Raw genomic sequence first — 14,594 nt, 5'->3', positions numbered from 1 at the left:
TTTTAATGGTTTTGTTCGCATTCTTTTTTGAAGTTGGATATAAAAAATTTTTAAAAATAGGTGAAAGACAGGTCTATATTTTTATCGTCCCTCTTCTTCTTGCTCTTTTGGGCTATTTCTATGGGGTTTTCGTCTTTCTCCAGGGAGGCTGCTAGTGTTCATAATGTGCCGGAATGGAAATAGGCATCCTTTCTTGATTTATGGGTGGTCAGTCAGGGGCAGGCGGAAGCTTTCTGCTTTATCCAAGCAATCCTAATACTAATATCACTGAGTCAGTATATAAAAAATAGAGAGCTTTGTTTATGGGGTATCACGTATACATAATTCGTGAAGATGGGCAGTTAGAGGCCCCTATAGAATGGGAAGAGGTTGAGTCGGCGATTGCAGGGGATCAAAATTACTCATGGGAGCGGAAAAGCGATTACGTAAACATCCAAAAAAGAAGCGCTTCAGGATCTTTTTATTTTATATATCAGTCGGGGCGGCTATATATAAAAAACCCTTCTAAAAACCAGATTCGCGAATTTGTGGGGCTGTCAGAACTCCTAAAAGGCCGAGTTATAGGCGAGTATTTTGAAAGCTATAGGCCCTCCGGCGAAATATACGTTCATGAGGATGATGCCGAGGCGGCTGCTCAGTATGTCGCTAGACTCCAATCGAGAAGAAGGAAGGGGAGACGGAAAAAGGTAGTATGGCGAGCCGCTATCGTTGTCTTGGGTGCAGTTTTAGGTGTTTTGATGTCGATTTTTACCAAGGGTAGTGGGACTTAGCTATAACTGCTGGAGGAAGTCCGCTGTATACGGTGACCTATAACGGGAAAGGCAGGGCCTCCGAGATCAATGGGGCCTTGTTCGAGTACGATCCTAACGATTACCGTATGCAATGGTGACCATCTCCATCATTTGGAAGCCGAACACCTTGAGGCGACATACGATCTTGCCGGGGTGTTGGAGAATAAATATCTCCGTGGTGTGGTGGTGGATGAGACCCTGAACGGTTTCGCCTACCATTCCGCGGATGAGAACGGCTGGACCAACTATACCTTCCATAACGACCACCTCAACAGTGTCTCAGCGTTGACGGGACACAACGGGGCAGTGGAACAGAGAACAACTCGGGATACCCTAAGCCAGTCGATGCCAGGGACTGAAAACACACTGCTGTACACGGGGCGTGAATACGATAGGAACTCTGGTCTTTATTACTATCGAGCCCGCTATTATGACCCGGAGATCGGCCGTTTCATTAGCGAAGATCCTGCACGCGTCGAAGGCGGAATCAATTTCTACGCCTATGTTGGAAATAATCCGATCAATTACAATGATCCAATGGGCTTGGTGAAGTGGAATGATGCCTTTAGTTCGGGGCTTGGCATGATTACAAGTGGGGCCGGTGTATTCGTGGGCGGAGCGACTGCCGTTGGAGGTGGGGTTATGTTGGGGCTCCCAGAGCCGACGTTGATTACAAAGGCTGCGAGTGTGGGGGCTATTAGTTTCGGAACGACAACGGTTGCAAAGTCCTCATTTGATTTTGGTCTGAACTTCCGAAATTTTGTCAGCGCGGTTAGAGACCAAGAACCGGGCGTACCATCGAGTGGATTCGAGCTGGGAGCACAGGTTTTGTTTCCCGGCAATCAGGATGCTCAGCTTGCAGCGGTGAGCGGTAATTTAATGTTTGACCTGGCTAGTGGGCGTGTCCCGGTTGGACGCATTCCAGACGTGGTGTCGGCCGGAAGCGCTTTGGCAAGAACGAAGTTCGCTAATATCACTGAGATGGCTGATTATTCTTCGGCCAATAGAGCCATAGGACAGTTGCCAGTTAGTATCGGTTCATACGGGGCGTCGGATATGTCTCTGGGAGTGTCGATTCTTCAGGGATCGGCGTTCGCTCAGACTACCCTCAATAACTATGGATCAGTTACAGACGCACTGTTTGGCGGGGCAGGGGGAGGGTTTGTACTTTACCCAGGAAAACCAAATACAAACTTGATGCAGTCCGCCTATGCTAAATGAATGGCTCAATAATCTGTATGGCTCTTTTGATGCGATAAGGCTAACAGGGCTGGGAGTAGGGCTGGTGCTATTCGGTTTTATCTTTTACCTATTACCGCAGGCTGGAGATCTTCAGTTTAATTTCCGACTTCAGGAGCATGTTCTCAGGAGGCAAAAGGCGCATCGCGCTGCTGATAACGTTAGGAATAAAAGAGAGAGGATGGAGAAAAGACTTCCATTATACGGGAAGAGTATGATGGTTATAGGGTTTGTCTTGTTCTTGGTTGGTCTTTCTTGGACTCTTTATTGATGCTCTTAAGCGGTAGATTGTAGTAATGGCGCGAATGATGATAAAACCTGTTTTTCTGGTCTTGCAGGTGATTTTGGTCTACTTCTCGGCTATTCGATCGGGTGCTTGGTGGGTCTGGGTCGGCCCGGATCGAGTCCTAGATATTTCCAGTGCATTCTTTTTTCTTTTGATTTTGGGTGCTTTCTTTTATGACGCGGGCTATAAGCGCTATTCAAGGGGCGAGATGGGAAGGAATGCCTTTGTATGGGTTTATGTCATTCCCGGCGTTCTGGCGCTGATTGGGTTCGTGTTTGGGCTGATTTTTGTCGAGCGGTTCTACTAGTAGATGGGCTTGAGCGTACTCATATGCGCCAGTTTAACGGATAAGATGGACTGAGAAGGATGGTCGTGGGGGCAGAAGGGGAGGCGGCCCATGGGGCCGCCGAAGGTCATTCACGTTGTGACAAGCTGTTTGGCCAAGGCCACTTCCACCGAGTCACCGTCCTGGTTCAGAACGTCGAGTCCGGATTCCGGCACGTCCCCCGAGGTGCTCTGGGCCACGGTGATTTTCTTCGCCATGAGCCCCAGGCAAGTCATCTGTGAGGTTCGGGCGTAGCCCAGGTAAATGACCCGCACCGGTTGCGTTTGACCAATCCGCCAGGAGCGGCGGGCGGCCTGTTGCAGCGAGTAGACGTTGTACCCGGATTGCATGAACACGATCGTGGGAAAGGCCAGTAGATCCAAGCCGGTTTTCACCAGTTCGGGGTTGGTGATGAGCACATCGGTGCCCCGTTCCAGTTGATCGGCGATCCAGTCTTCCCGCCGGGCCGCGTCCACGCTGGCGCGCAGTACCGCCACCTTGAACCCCTCCCGCTCCAGGATGCCCTTCAGGCGGGCCGTGGTGTCACGGTGGCCGGTGTAGACGGTGTAGACCAGGGTGTTACGGCCTTCTGCCTTGGCGTCCCGGCAGATCTCAACGAGTTCCGCCTCTTTGGGCATGACGTCGGTGTCGGAGAACTGTGCCGGCACAAAGGCCAGCGGTTCCCGGGTCCGAGGATGCTTGACCGTCTCCGCCCGAAAGCAGGTGTCCGGCCAGGCGAGCAGGACGTTCAGCACCACGCCCAGCAAGGTCGTGTCGCGGCGCGCCAGAGCCCGCTTTAGATCGGCGGTAAGCTGGCAGGCCAGAGTCTGGTGGACCCTTTCCTGTTCCTCGGTCATCGCCACGTCACGAAATTCCTCGTCATACGGGGGCAGCACGCCACCGATGTCCCTCAACTTCAGGAACACCGTGAACGGCAGCACGTAACGCAGTACGCCCTTCGGGCCAAAGCCGGGGGACTTGGTGGTCCGCACCGTGACCTTGTTGCCCTTGGCGGTCTTGTGGGCCGCGGAGGCGCTCTCGGAGTAGATATCCTTGAGCACCCCATGGTCCCGCATGAACGCCATAGCGGCGGAAGACAAGCTGCCTCGCTGTGTCGGACGGTAGCCGTCCTCGATCATCCGAGAAGGCAATGCCCGAAACAGCAAGAAAAACAAGTCGTCCGCGTAGCCCCCCATGAGGGTGCCGGTGAGCAGCAGGACCTTGCGGGCCTTCGCCGCCAAGACGCCCATGGCTTGGCCCTGGGCGGAGCCTCGGTTCTTGTACTCATGCGCCTCGTCGGCGATGAGCAGGTCGAACGTGTTTTGAGGCAAGTAGCGCTTGACGAACTCAGATGCTTGAAAGCCGCCTTCGCCAAAGCCGAACTCCATATTGGCCATGGCGCGCTCCATGCGCTGAGCCTGCCGGTCGGAGAAGACCAACTGGCCGTTGGCGTCCATCAGGTTGATGAACTCGTAGAGGTTGTCCCCCAGCATGGACGCCAGGAAGGCCTCGCCGAACGTTTTCATCAGCCGTCGGGCGGTCACTTCCCCGATGGTTGGGATCCGCTTCAGGGCTTTGAGCACCGCCGCGGAGCGGTCTGTCGCGGACAGCCCCCTGGGGCGCACCAACGTCCAAAGCGGTGTGCCGCACCCGTCGCATTTGCGGCGGGTGTCCTCGGCGTCGAGGGCCGCGGGCCGGATCGGCTCGCCGTCCGGGTTAGTGAGGGTCCGACCGCAGTCCGGGCAGACCGCCTCCTCACCGTATTGGCGCCGCCGGCGCTGAAACGCCGGCTGCCAGTGGAACCCCATGCGCATCCGCACACGGCCCAGAACAAAGAACTCCGGCCCTTCGATGGGAGAGCCCAATGTCTCCCGCAGTTTTAGCAGCTTGGACAGGGTGTCCGGGCCATTGAGCACCCAGACGCGGGCGTCGGGAACGGTCTCCAGGATTTCCCGTCGCCACTTATAGACCAGGTGGGGTGGGGAGAGCACCAGCGTGCGCCGGTAGCCTGCGGTCCGGTGCAACACGGCCGCCGTGGCAATGCCCACGGTGGTTTTACCGCAGCCCATTTCCCCGTTGACGATCGCGGCGGGTTCACCGCGGTTGATCAGCAACTCAGTGACGGCGTGTACCGTCCGGGCCTGAGCCGGAAACAACGTCCGGGAGAGGCCTGCCAGGACCTGTTCACGTTCCTGGCGGGGCTGCCCGTCGAAAACGGGCGGGTTCGCCTGATTCAGGGCGGCCAGCAGTTCGTCGCCAAATTCCTCGACGAAGTCGGACAGACCCACGGTCAGAGCGGTCAGGGTAGCCTCGTCACGGTCGCTGGAAACAACGGACGAAGCCGGAGTGGAGGGGGTAAGTGTCTTCATGGTGAAGCTCCTCATTGAATGACGGGCCCACCACGCCCCTTTCGGGGCGGTGTGGCCCCGGTGGGGTGGCTATGTGGAGTGGATATTCCGGCGTGACGCGCCGAAATGGGGTTAGCGAATAGTCAGGATCTGCCCCTGCGTCGCGGAGCCGGGTGTCATGTCCCAGGCCCGAATCACCGGAACAAACCGGTCGGTGAGAATACGCGTTTCCGCGATGGAGCCGTCTTCACGTTCGGCGAACTCCGAGGTCTGTGTTTTTTCCTTGTGGGTGTCCCCCTTCACAGCGAGGACCTTGCCACTGGGGGCGGTAATCACCCCGGAAATGGCGCCGGCCGCCAAGGCCAACGCCAGATGCCACTGCGAGAGCGCGCAAGCCGGCGGCCGGGCCGGGCGGTGTGTGGCGCCGAAGCAGGCGTCCGCCGTGGGCCACAGCCCTCGCAGACGATGCACCTCTTCGGCCAGTTGCTGAGGTTCGAGCGTGACACGGTAGAAGTGCTCGGGCAGAACCCGGGTACAGGGGACGGTGTAGCGACGATGGGGCCAAGTGGGCGGCAGCGTGTCCGCGGCCGCTTCTCCTTGGCCAATACGCAACAGGTGATCGCGGGCCGCTTTGGCCTCGGCAGGCACGGTGTCCCGTTGCCGAACTCGGCGCCCGAGGATCACCACCTGTTTGAATTGCGTCTCCACCGCCTGGTGGACCGTCAAATCCGTGAAATGGCGGGTCAGCCAGCCCACCAACTCTCGGTCGAGCACGTAGGCAGGGACGATGAACACCAGAATGCCGTCGTACTGCAGTAAAGGAAGGGCACGCTGGTAGAACAGCTTTTCCAGCCGTGCCCGGCCTTTGCCGGCGTAGTCGGTCACCCCGTCGGCGTTCTTGGCCAAATCACCATAGGGCGGATTGAGCCAGAGCAGTCCGAAGGATTGGCGTGTGATCATCATGTCCATCAGATCGCTGTGAACACACTGATCCACCAAGGTCCGGGCGTGTTGAGCGCGCTCGCCGTCGTACTCCACGGCGTAAGCCGTGACGGCGTCGCGGCCCAGGGCGTGTGCCGCCTCGGCGAGGGCGACGCCTTCGCCGGCACAGGGGTCGAGTATCGCCATGGGACCGTCGGCGGGGCATAGAGCGGACAAGGTCCGCTCCAGTGTGGGCTCGTCCGTGGGGAAGTACCCATTGCGGGCGAAGTTGCGCGCCAGGCGCGGGAACATCAAAGCCATAGGGCTCTCCTGATTTTGATAAGCGGTGTGGAAGTCAGGCAGGGAAATCCCTGCCCGGATGGGGTTTGAAAGGCGGTTGCCGGAACCCAGGCCGCTAGGCGGCCCGGGCTTTGCCAGGCTGTGGTGACGCGGTCAGCGCCCCGGCCCGAATGCGTTCTCCGAGCAGGTCCGTCAGTCGCGGCAGATCCAGCGTGAGTCGAACCCCTTCCAGCGGCCCGAGGGTCATTGGAAGGCGTCCCAGCATGTCGAGGTCCCACAGCAGCGTCAGCACGGTGTCGCGCCAATGATCCAGCAGGGGCAGGGCGCAGGTCTCGCGCACGCCGTGCCACAGTCGTGGATCGGTGTTGGGGAAGCCTCGGGGCAGCAGTGTGAGCGTGGTGCCGTTGGTGCGGTCCGGCGTCAGGCAGCGTGTGTCGAACAGCCACACATGGACCAGGGTGCCGAACAGAGTCTGGCGATAGGCCCGGGTGGTGCGTTTTTCCAGGTGATCCGTGTTGGGCACGAACACCGAAACGCGGCTGTCCTGCTCCAAAAGCAGATGAAAATGGTCCAGGCCTTGTTCATCGCGCCCCAGCGTCAGCCGGGCGAGAAAGGATTGGATGGCGGTGTCCCGGCCCCAGAGGGACAAGAACACCAGGTTGCCGCGCTCATCGCCGACGTGCCCATCGACCATCAGATCGGGGCATTCTTCGATGCGATAGAGCGCCTGCGGTGTGCAGTGAGTAGAGGTAGACATGGTGGTTTCCTGATTATCCGAGTGAAAGGCAGTGCGGGCCGACAGAGGCCCAAGACACCGAAGGGTTAGCGCAGCGCGCAAGCACCACAGGACCGTGGTGCTGATGACGTGAGAAGGGCCCTCAAGGGCTGACGCGATGCCAGTCCTGAGAGAGGGGCGCGAACTCGTACCCCAGTTGATGGAGCCGGTCGCACTGTTGGCGGAGCCGGCGCCGGTCCACGGTGGCGTCGAGTTTCACGGCGTCCGAGAGAGGCCACAGGGGGCCAAACAGCTTGGCGTCGTCCCCGTCCGCGTTCGTCTGACCCTCGGACGGTGCGTCCTGGGGCGCGGAGGAATCCGCCGACGGTGCGGGTGTGTTGCGTGATGCTGAGGGTTGAGGGACAGGGGCCGTGGGCTGAATGGGCTCGTCGGCTGGATCGGGTTCCTCCGTGCTGAGACGGCTGGCGTCGTCGCTATTCAGTTCGTCGATTCCCGACAGCGTCATACCGTCCAACTGAGCGCGAATCTCGATCACCAAACGCCCGTTAGCGAGGTAGTGGGTGGGACGGATGGCGGTGATCAGAAAATCACCGTCGTACTTGCCTTCGTGGTACTGATCCAGCTCCGCATTCTTGACGACAAAATCGCCGATGGAGGTGGAAAGGCGACCAACGTTGAACGCGCCGTTGCGCCCGTGAATGGTGCGGATGGCCAATTGGCCGGACAAGGAAATCATAGGACAGACTCCAGAAGGAAAGGAAAAGCCCTGGCGGCCAGGGCAGAGCTTGGAATGGAAAACGGGGAGGGCCGATGAGGCCCGGGGGTTACAAATAGCCTTCTTCGGCGAAGGACAGGGGCGTGCCTTTGCCGATGATGAAATGGTCCAGAACACGGACATCCACCAGGTCCAGGGCCGCTTTTAAACGAGTTGTTGCATCCCGGTCGGCCCGGCTGGGTTCAGTGTCGCCTGAAGGGTGGTTGTGGGCGAAGATGACCGCGGAGCAGTTGTGCTCGATGGCCCGTCTGACCACGGCGCGAGGGTAGATCGCAGCGCCGCTGATGCTGCCTCGAAACAAGGGTTCGTAGGCGATGACGCCATGGTGATTGTCGAGGAAGACGATGGCGAACACTTCCAAAGGCTCGCTGGCCAGTTGCAGACGGAGATACTCGCGAACAGCCACAGAGCTGGTCAGCGAGGCTTCGCGTTTGAAGAGCTGGGCCTCCAGGATACCAATCGCTTCGCGAATAACCGGGTGCGTTTGGATACTGGTGTAGTCGATGGGGGTGCGGAGAGCGCCGTCATGGACGACAGGGACGTCATTGAACGACATGGAAACCTCCTGATCAATAATCTAAGGAGGCACTGACCCCGTGGGGCAAGGCCCCCGGGACGGTGGGTGGAATGAAAGGCCCCGAGAACGGGGCCTGGATTGAGGATTAAAAAAAATCAGGCGGTGGCCTGAGCACTGTGTGCCCAGTCTTGGGCGTTGGCTTGGCGTTGCGCCTCGATGGCGGCCTTGGCTGCATCTGTGGGCAGGCGCCACACTTTAGCCTGACCGTCGAAGCGATAGCCTTGCTGTTTCAGTGCCGCCTTGCGTTCCTGGAAATCCGGTGCGTCCTTGGACAGCTGGACGGTTTCAGGCAGCGTTTTTTGAGCAGGCTGACGCAGCGTTTCCTTCGGTGAGGGTACATCCTCGGCAGTGGGTGCCGGGGCATCCTCGGAAGGGACCGCTTCAGCCTGATCGTCCTGGCCACCCTGATGGGCTTGCCCGGACGGATCCTGCTCCAACTGCGGCCGCTCCGCCTTGTAGACCAACTGACCGTTTACCTTGATCCAGCTGATGAACAGCAGACGGGCCTTGAGGCTGACGCCAGTCTGGCCGACCTTGTCACCCTTGGTGTAGGTGAAAGTATCGGCCCACAGGTCGCCGATTCTGAAGCTGATCAAGACCTTCTGATCCTGCTTCACGGCGTCCTCGTACTGCCGGACCAACGCCTCGGCCTCTTTGCCGCTGACACGGCAGTCGAAGCGGGTGTACACCACATCGTCGGCGGCACCGGACAGCGCCGCGATGTTGCACGCCAGGAAAGGCTGGCCTTTCTTGGGAGACACTTCGCGGATACGGTTCAGGTACCCGATGCCGGTGGTGTGCAGATCGAAGTATTGCTTTTCTTGAGTAGATTGAGTCGGTTGAGTGGACTGAGCTGGGTTCATGGTGATTCTCCTTAACGTTAAGAAAATACGGAGAAACACCACGCATAAGCGTGCCCCATGGGGATGTGTTTCCCCGTTGGGGTGATATGGAAAAAGGTGTCGAAGGTTGCCGGCTGGCGAGGGTTGAGAGTGGATCGAAGCCCGAAGGCTGCCTCGTTTCACGATCCGACAAGGCTTTTTTCAAGGGGCCGCTTATCCCAGCGGTAGGGGTGTTCGATCAATATCTAATCAACGATGGCGACGGGGTGTCAAGCTTTTGGGGCCAGCGCAACCCTTCGCACCGGAGTAAGGTCACGAATTGGGGCGATGCACGTGATAGTACAGACTACGGCGCCCGCTGATGCGTCGTGGCTTTGGTATGGGTTTTTCGCCGTTGACCCAGGTCGAGGCTTCCACCCAACCGGTTGCCTCCAGGGCTCGGGAGATCCGCTTGAGTGTGAATTCCGGAATGGCCCTGACCAGCGTGTCGGAGGTGAACAAGTAAACCGGGCCTTGCGGGGTCTCCTCTCGATAGCCGTATTCCCCCATGGGGATGGCGGGATTCTGCTTGGCGTGCCGCAGGTCGGTGAACCCGGTGTCGGCGTGGTGATCCAGAAACATCACCATTAGTTGGTTTACCCTCTGGTACTCCCACGTCCGGTTGGTGCCGGGTTGCGTTGGGCCGACCAGCCGCTGGTGGTAGGCCTTGACGGTGTCCGGATGCACGCCGTAGCAGCGAGCGAAAGTGTCTATCGGCAGGGTTTTAAGGCCATCAATACGGTCCCGCCACCAGCGGTCCAACTGGTCCCGGTGGCGCATGGCCACGCGTCGACGTAACTGATTCAAGGCGGTATGGCCGATCCCCAAGGCCGCCTTGGCCTCATTGAAGATAGGGAGGTCATGCAGAGCCTGAGCCAATACCGGCGTGAGGATCAGGCTGACACCCCGAGAGGGGATGCCGGGGCCGGGCACTTGGTCCATCCGCCAGCCGTATTCAATGAAAATACCGTGGGGGGAGCGCACCCGCTTGCGGACGGCCCAGTGTTCACCATCAATGTCCCAAGCCTCACCGATGATCTGGGTGCGGTGCCGATAACCGCTCTTGCAAGGACATGCTGGTCGATTCATCGCTCAGGTCTTACTGTCCCTGCCTGGCATCCCACTGCCAGAACGTATCCCCGTAAGCACTGCCCTCGAAACTCGGCATGACCTCTCCCTTCTTGAAATAACGGCGGGAGCCCGCTTTTGCCGGGGTGAACCACCAGCCGGACTCAGGGCACGGCTGACCACCGGGGGTTCGGGGAGGGCGGGCTGGTACATCTTCCTGTTCGACAGCGTCGTCGTACTCGCCTTCAATCTGTTCGACGAAGTACCACTTGCAGGAGTTGAGTGCCATACCTTCGTTTCTCAGGAAACGACTGGCCATATTCGGGTTATCCAATTCCGAAGGGGAGAAGTTGCGCCCTCTTAGGTTGCGCACAAAAGTCTCGTATTCCGAAGGTGCGTATTGTTTGACCGCGTTAACAAGCTCGGGGCCTTTGACCCAAAAGTTATCCCTTCCCGCTGCTTGAATGATCTTTCTTCCCAGATCATTGAAAGTGACGCATTTCCCAGGGCTGCCGTTGGTTTCCCCTCCTGTCCAACAAAACTGGAGCGCCCCTAGCGGGTCGTCTTGAGGTACATACACGCCTGTGCGTGGCGGCTTCTTCCCCGTCTCCGCTTCGACAGCCATATGGACGACATACTTGGGGAGTCGGGGGAAAAGGTGGGCTATCCCCGGGTTGCTCGGGTCAGTGTGGGAGCCGTACCAATACGAATTAAAGGCGCTTTCCGTCATGTTTTTTGGTGGTCCAATCAGGCTGTCGATATAAGTGGCATAGCCGTAAACTTCGCTGAAAGCCTCCTCGAACTGTTTTTCCTCCTCGGGGGTGGTCCAGCCCATGGATAGGTTCCGGAGCATGCCGGAGCAGTTTTCTGCGCCTGTGCTGCTATAAGCCTCAATGGCCCGCCGGGCGATCTGATGAATCACACTTTGCCGCCATTCCTTCAACGCTGGGAAGCCGTAGGTGCTCCAGTTGGCGGCGGTGTCCCGCCATCCCCAGCGCGGATTGGCGATGTACTGGTCCCGGCTCTGTCGAAGCGCCGTATCAAGAGTGATTTCCGTGTCACCGATCAGCACATCCAGCCGGTCCTTCAGGCCCTGTAAGTACGCCTGCGAGGTGTAGTGATACAGCACCGTGGCCTGACGCTTTTGCCATACGTTCAGGGTCATAGGCGAGCCGCTCATGCGCTATCTCCCTGTTCCGTCATTTGCCTAGGCAGGCATCTTCTCGTGATGCGTGATTTCCGGTAGAGGATGAAGGGCGCTCATAGCAACCCTGCTTTGTACTGATCCCCAAGGCGTTTAATAAAGTCGAGAAGCCCTTCGTTATAGAGATAGCTTTCGGGGAACTTCATCTCCTGAGGATCTTTGAGTTCTGGTTCGTCATCGAAGTCATGCTGTAGCCGGCTTCTGTTTTCGATGTAGTACCCTGGCGGCGGCCCCTTTTCAGGCCATGCCCGGTCCCCCATTGCCCTGGAGATACTTAGCTCTTCACCTTCAACTATTTGTGTGGGGGAGACGAGCTTTCCCGCCTGCAGGCCGCCTTCTGAAGGGGGCTTTCGGAAATTCTCTAATGCATTGGGAAACCAATGTAGGAAGCCGATGGGTAAATCTATTTGCCCACAGATATAATCGGGTTTGCCGTCAATGACGGCATCCCGAGAGGTATGGATGATCAACCTGTTGTCATACTGAATAAAGGTATAGAGCTTTTTGGGGTGACGCATTTGTATTCGCGCAATCTCTTTTGCCCCAGGAGGCAGTTTCTCGTGATGAGTGATTTCCGGTAGAGGCTGAAGGGTGCTCATTGCGTGGCAATCTCCGTTATTCCTTCAATAATTTCGATGGCATCATTCTCTTTCAGCTTGGCCAAGGTGATTTTGTTCTCTATCCCTTTGCGCTCGAAGTTGAACGTTTCAAACGCGCCACTCTGATTGGGGCTGTCTGGGATGCTGTTCTTAGTCAGACCTGTACCCTTGAAGTCTTCGTTATTGCCTAATTTGTCATGCATTAAAAAACGCTTTTCCAGCATTTTTTTATTGCTATTGTCCAAATCAACGTTTCTTAGGTAGTGGCTCCAGCCATCTGCATCCCATTGTCCTTCGATGAATTTCCTCTGCATGGCCATCTTGTAATGGTTCGCGTAGAACTGTTGAAAGTCTGGCGTCATCGTTCGCTTGACCATGCTTTCGGTGAAGCTGTTAGGCAGTTCGTTGCTGGCAAATCGTCCTAATTCCTCGAACGTCGGCACGATACTAGCGTTGCCCGTCAGCGGTGCGGCTTTCTCGGTGTCGATGATGACCAGGGCATACTCTCGTTTCGGGTCGTAGGCGCCTTCAAGACCCAGCTTCTGGTGTATCAACTTGGGATCGGTGTCCACGTCCAGGATTTGCTCCCAGGTGGTGGACCAGTATTTGGCGCCGGCACCGTCGGGCGTTTCCATGACACGGCCAAGACCGCCGCCCAAGTGGGAACCGTCCCCGTCGTTCAGGTAATTGGCGTCCATGATCCGTACATGGAACCGCTCACTGGCGGCTTTGCCGCTCTTGACGAGCTCTTCCAACTCGGCATCGGTGAACATGGGGCTGTAGCCATAGCGTTTGATGTAACTGCGGGCCAACAGCAGGTGCTCGCGGGCTTCCTGCAGGGTCTTCGGATAGGGCAGACGGCGCAGGGTTTGCCGGATGTCCAAGGTCTCTGGCAGCGCGGTCTCTTCCTCGATCCGCTGGCCACCTCTCTTTTTCTTGTGGTCCCTACGCAACCGTTTCTTCTTGAGCAACGCGCCCAATTTCGAAAAGGGGGCCTGGAGTTTCTTCAACAGGGCCGCGTGACGTAGCTTGCTGCCTATCTGAGCCACGTTACCGGCGCCGCCGGTGGCTGCCGCGAACAAGATGCCGAACAGAATCTCAAAAGCCACGGCACCGGCCACGTAGTAAGAGAGTTCCGCTTTCTCCAGAGCATTTTGGGCGTCGTACCAGTCCGCCACGAAATCCAGGATCAACTGTCGGCTTTCCTCATCTTCCATGATTAGAGTGGCGGTTTCCCAGGCCTCGGCCAGTTGTTCCCGGGAAATGGAGGAGGGGTCAAAGCCGAGGGCTTCCACCAGGTGGTATTTGTTGTCTTCGCTGAAATTCTCCAGGAAGCGCTGGCGGAACTCGGCGTCGCTTTCACCTTCTTCCCGAGCGGTTTTCCAGGCGTTACGGGCAGCCCGTGTCAGCAGATTCTGAGGCGCGAAGGCCATGACATTACTGGTGAATTCCAGCAAGCCAACGGCACCGTCCCAGGCGCCGCGCAAGGCGGCCCATTGAGTGGAGCGCCAAAGTTTCCAGGCTTTCCCGGGCAGGCCGGATTCTTCCCATTCCTTTTCGATCTCGGCGGCTTCTTTCTTCTCCGCTTCGATGATCTCTCCCAGGGTGGCCTTGATCTCCTCGTGCAAGGCCGCCATCTCGTCGTCCAGCTCTTGGCCGGGGCCAATTCGCACATCCACCAGGGTGTCCACTTGTTCTTCGCGGGCCTCGCCAGTGCTGACGGTGCCAGAGCGGACGGCGTTTTTGGGCGTCGCGCCCGGAGCGCGGGGCGGTGACGGCGCGGTGGTCGTGGTGGTGCCGGGGGACGGCGTCGGAGCGGAAGGCGAGTCTTCCGACTCTTCCGGCTCATTCAAGGAATAGGGCACGTCCTCCACCGGTTTGCCGTTGGGCCAGCGGTAGGCGATTTCCAGGGCGTCCGGCGCACTGGCCTTGGGGGCCGTGGCATCGGCCAATCGTGACAAGGCCAAACTGGGGACCGCGCTGAAGGCAGCAGCAGCGGTCTTCGCCAGAGAGGCAAGCCGTGAGGTGCCGGCCGGCGTGCTCGGAATGCCAACACCTCCGGCCTGGCCCGGCTCCAACGACTTTATGGAACCTTTGATGGTGAAGGTTCCGGGGCAGCGGAAGAAGATGTTGGCGCCGTCCAGGACGATTTCCACCTCACCGCTTTGCAGGGTGATTTTTTCCTTGGCGAGGACGCTGACCTTGCCCTCACTGCTGGTGGCGGTGATGGCCTGGTCGGCGAGCAGTTCCAGCGGGCCGCCGTTGGCCTGCAGGGAGACCGGACCGTTCTCGCTGATGATCTTGAGCGGGCCTTTGTGGCTGTAGAGGCCGGCGCTGCCGCCGCTGGCCAGGGCGAGGTTGTCGCCGGCAGTGATGTGGCCGTCGCTCTGGGTGGTGATGTGCAGGTGCTCGCCGGCCATGGCGGCGGCGCTTTTGTCGCTGTTGAGGACGATGTGGTCCGGGCTTTCCAGTACCAGTTTCGGGTCGGCGAAGGTTTCCACCGGCTGGTCGCTGTCCTGCCGGCTGCCGGGCTTCGGCTTGAAC

At 58.3% G+C, this 14,594-nt stretch carries 13 protein-coding genes; 3 read left to right on the top strand and 10 right to left on the bottom strand.

The annotated features are described in order from the left end of the window. Nucleotides 1-302 precede the first annotated feature (302 nt). From A6D6_RS18605 to A6D6_RS18595, 3 genes are all read left to right on the top strand, one after another. Nucleotides 303-770: a hypothetical protein gene (locus A6D6_RS18605; protein ID WP_159661534.1), complete on the top strand. Its 468-nt coding sequence runs from the start codon at nucleotides 303-305 to the stop codon at nucleotides 768-770. Between the two features lie 132 nt (nucleotides 771-902). After that, nucleotides 903-2,012, top strand: a complete 1,110-nt coding sequence (locus A6D6_RS18600) for an RHS repeat-associated core domain-containing protein (protein ID WP_201303846.1) — start codon at nucleotides 903-905, stop codon at nucleotides 2,010-2,012. A gap of 323 nt (nucleotides 2,013-2,335) precedes the next feature. Further along, on the top strand, nucleotides 2,336-2,623 hold the full coding sequence (locus A6D6_RS18595; protein ID WP_159661532.1) for a hypothetical protein: 288 nt from the start codon (nucleotides 2,336-2,338) through the stop codon (nucleotides 2,621-2,623). Between the two features lie 110 nt (nucleotides 2,624-2,733). On the opposite strand, the gene A6D6_RS18590 is transcribed toward A6D6_RS18595, so the two are convergent. The 10 genes from A6D6_RS18590 to A6D6_RS18545 form a co-directional block, all read right to left on the bottom strand. Further along, nucleotides 2,734-5,010 carry a helicase-related protein gene (locus tag A6D6_RS18590; RefSeq protein ID WP_159661531.1) on the bottom strand — a complete coding sequence of 759 codons (2,277 nt, stop codon included), beginning with the start codon at nucleotides 5,008-5,010 and terminating at the stop codon, nucleotides 2,734-2,736. A 111-nt stretch (nucleotides 5,011-5,121) separates the two neighbouring features. Beyond that, nucleotides 5,122-6,231 (bottom strand): DUF6094 domain-containing protein, encoded by a 1,110-nt coding sequence (locus A6D6_RS18585; protein WP_080531508.1) that lies wholly within the window; start codon nucleotides 6,229-6,231, stop codon nucleotides 5,122-5,124. Between the two features lie 94 nt (nucleotides 6,232-6,325). Further along, nucleotides 6,326-6,967, bottom strand: coding sequence for a hypothetical protein (locus A6D6_RS18580; protein ID WP_080531507.1), 642 nt, complete (start codon nucleotides 6,965-6,967; stop codon nucleotides 6,326-6,328). 121 nt (nucleotides 6,968-7,088) lie between these two features. Beyond that, nucleotides 7,089-7,682: a DUF3275 family protein gene (locus A6D6_RS18575; RefSeq protein ID WP_080531506.1), complete on the bottom strand. Its 594-nt coding sequence runs from the start codon at nucleotides 7,680-7,682 to the stop codon at nucleotides 7,089-7,091. An 88-nt stretch (nucleotides 7,683-7,770) separates the two neighbouring features. Continuing rightward, nucleotides 7,771-8,277 carry a JAB domain-containing protein gene (locus A6D6_RS18570; RefSeq protein ID WP_116028203.1) on the bottom strand — a complete coding sequence of 169 codons (507 nt, stop codon included), beginning with the start codon at nucleotides 8,275-8,277 and terminating at the stop codon, nucleotides 7,771-7,773. Between the two features lie 116 nt (nucleotides 8,278-8,393). Beyond that, nucleotides 8,394-9,161 (bottom strand): STY4534 family ICE replication protein, encoded by a 768-nt coding sequence (locus A6D6_RS22230; RefSeq protein ID WP_159661530.1) that lies wholly within the window; start codon nucleotides 9,159-9,161, stop codon nucleotides 8,394-8,396. Nucleotides 9,162-9,452: 291 nt separating this feature from the next. Beyond that, nucleotides 9,453-10,268, bottom strand: a complete 816-nt coding sequence (locus A6D6_RS18560; protein WP_159661529.1) for a hypothetical protein — start codon at nucleotides 10,266-10,268, stop codon at nucleotides 9,453-9,455. A gap of 10 nt (nucleotides 10,269-10,278) precedes the next feature. Then, nucleotides 10,279-11,427, bottom strand: a complete 1,149-nt coding sequence (locus A6D6_RS21765; RefSeq protein ID WP_201303845.1) for a hypothetical protein — start codon at nucleotides 11,425-11,427, stop codon at nucleotides 10,279-10,281. Nucleotides 11,428-11,507: 80 nt separating this feature from the next. After that, nucleotides 11,508-12,050 carry a hypothetical protein gene (locus A6D6_RS18550; RefSeq protein ID WP_159661528.1) on the bottom strand — a complete coding sequence of 181 codons (543 nt, stop codon included), beginning with the start codon at nucleotides 12,048-12,050 and terminating at the stop codon, nucleotides 11,508-11,510. Beyond that, on the bottom strand, nucleotides 12,047-14,594 hold a 2,548-nt coding region (locus A6D6_RS18545), incomplete at its 5' end, for a DUF2345 domain-containing protein (protein ID WP_159661527.1). The genes A6D6_RS18545 and A6D6_RS18550, both read right to left, overlap by 4 nt.

This window comes from Alcanivorax xiamenensis, assembly GCF_009846745.1.
In the GTDB taxonomy this organism is placed as follows: Bacteria; Pseudomonadota; Gammaproteobacteria; order Pseudomonadales; family Alcanivoracaceae; genus Alloalcanivorax; species Alloalcanivorax xiamenensis.
This window is presented reverse-complemented; position numbering and strand designations above follow the sequence as displayed.

Bases quoted from the DNA above. Each gene is read 5' to 3' on its own strand.
- A6D6_RS18550 (WP_159661528.1), bottom strand. From the start codon at position 12,050: ATGAGCACCCTTCAGCCTCTACCGGAAATCACTCATCACGAGAAACTG.
- A6D6_RS18580 (WP_080531507.1), bottom strand. From the start codon at position 6,967: ATGTCTACCTCTACTCACTGCACACCGCAGGCGCTCTATCGCATCGAA.
- A6D6_RS18570 (WP_116028203.1), bottom strand. From the start codon at position 8,277: ATGTCGTTCAATGACGTCCCTGTCGTCCATGACGGCGCTCTCCGCACC.
- A6D6_RS18590 (WP_159661531.1), bottom strand. From the start codon at position 5,010: ATGAAGACACTTACCCCCTCCACTCCGGCTTCGTCCGTTGTTTCCAGC.
- A6D6_RS18560 (WP_159661529.1), bottom strand. From the start codon at position 10,268: ATGAATCGACCAGCATGTCCTTGCAAGAGCGGTTATCGGCACCGCACC.
- A6D6_RS18595 (WP_159661532.1), top strand. From the start codon at position 2,336: ATGATGATAAAACCTGTTTTTCTGGTCTTGCAGGTGATTTTGGTCTAC.
- A6D6_RS18605 (WP_159661534.1), top strand. From the start codon at position 303: ATGGGGTATCACGTATACATAATTCGTGAAGATGGGCAGTTAGAGGCC.
- A6D6_RS22230 (WP_159661530.1), bottom strand. From the start codon at position 9,161: ATGAACCCAGCTCAGTCCACTCAACCGACTCAATCTACTCAAGAAAAG.
- A6D6_RS21765 (WP_201303845.1), bottom strand. From the start codon at position 11,427: ATGAGCGGCTCGCCTATGACCCTGAACGTATGGCAAAAGCGTCAGGCC.
- A6D6_RS18575 (WP_080531506.1), bottom strand. From the start codon at position 7,682: ATGATTTCCTTGTCCGGCCAATTGGCCATCCGCACCATTCACGGGCGC.
- A6D6_RS18585 (WP_080531508.1), bottom strand. From the start codon at position 6,231: ATGGCTTTGATGTTCCCGCGCCTGGCGCGCAACTTCGCCCGCAATGGG.